Annotated in this window: 1 protein-coding gene; it reads left to right on the top strand. The window is 32.3% G+C overall.

Translation table 11 applies throughout. The features are described 5' to 3' along the window. Positions 1 to 76: 76 nt before the first annotated feature. A complete protein-coding gene (locus tag AACX33_RS05860; RefSeq protein ID WP_194003932.1) occupies positions 77 to 991 on the top strand; it encodes a transposase family protein in 915 nt (304 codons plus the stop codon). The last annotated feature ends 152 nt before the right edge of the window (positions 992 to 1,143 follow it).

Genomic DNA, 1,143 nt, shown 5'->3' with positions numbered 1-1,143 from the left:
TAGACACGTCCGGAATATGATTTGGGTACAAAAAATGGTAGAAAGTAAAATTGACCTTCTACCAACATCTAATTAAATGATTAGTATCTTTGATTATATACAAAAGTATCCCTCGCGTGCAAAGCAACTTTTGGGGATTAGTTATGACCAATTTACTGACCTTGTAAACTATGCTAAAAAAAGTCATGAAGAAGAACAACTCAAATTTGAACATAAGAAGGTTAGAATACATCGTCGTGGAGGTGGACGAAAAAAAATATTATCCATCCCAGAACAAGTATGTTTGTGTTTGTTTTATCTGAGACAAATACCAACATTTGAAGTTTTAGGAATAATGTTTGGTATATCAAAAACTTTATCTAATGATACTTTTCATTACTGGAGAAAAATATTACGTAAGATTATACCTTCTAGTTTAATAGAACAAGTTGAAGATAAAGAAGGAGATTTAATGATTGTACAAGAAATATTAACGAGTTTTAAGTTACTGGTCGATAGTCTAGAACAGCCGATTGATAGACCATCTGACAACGAAGAGCAAAAAAAGTTCTTTTCTGGAAAGAAAAAACAGCATACTATAAAAAACCAGATAGTTTCCTTGCCAGAAGGAAAAGATATAATTGATATTAAAGTAGGTTATCCTGGACCAACGGCGGACATAAAATTATTCCGAGAGCAACAAACGAAATTTGATCAAAAACAAGAATTTGAGGGAGATAAGGCGTATCAAGGTGGGAATAATATTACTACACCTCATAAGAAGAAAAGAAAACAACAATTAAATGAACAACAAAAAGAAGAAAATAAAGCTCTCTCAAGTAAGCGTATATTTGTTGAGCATTTAATACGTGTTGTAAAAATTTTCCAAGTGGCATCACAAAGATTTAGATTAAATGCTGATGTTTATAATGAAATAGTTTTGTTAGTTTGTGGTCTGGTAAGACTGCGAATTGGAACTTTTGTCTTACCGAAACAACTTAGTATTAATTAAAAATTGTGTTTGCGTCGGGCAAGATTATGTATTTTTCTGCTCTAAACTATCAGTAACTATATCAAACACGGATTTCTTCGTTGAAACAGAATCTGCAAGGACTGGTATCAAAGCCTTGTAAATATTGGCTTGCGAGTTTTCGGATGGGTCTA

Source organism: Nodularia sp. LEGE 04288 (genome assembly GCF_963896525.1).
Lineage (GTDB): Bacteria > Cyanobacteriota > Cyanobacteriia > Cyanobacteriales > Nostocaceae > Nodularia.
Note: the sequence above shows the minus strand (reverse complement) of the source record. Positions and strands in the feature narration are given on the sequence as shown.

Coding starts and splice junctions, on each gene's coding strand:
- AACX33_RS05860 (WP_194003932.1), top strand. CDS start 77: ATGATTAGTATCTTTGATTATATACAAAAGTATCCCTCGCGTGCAAAG.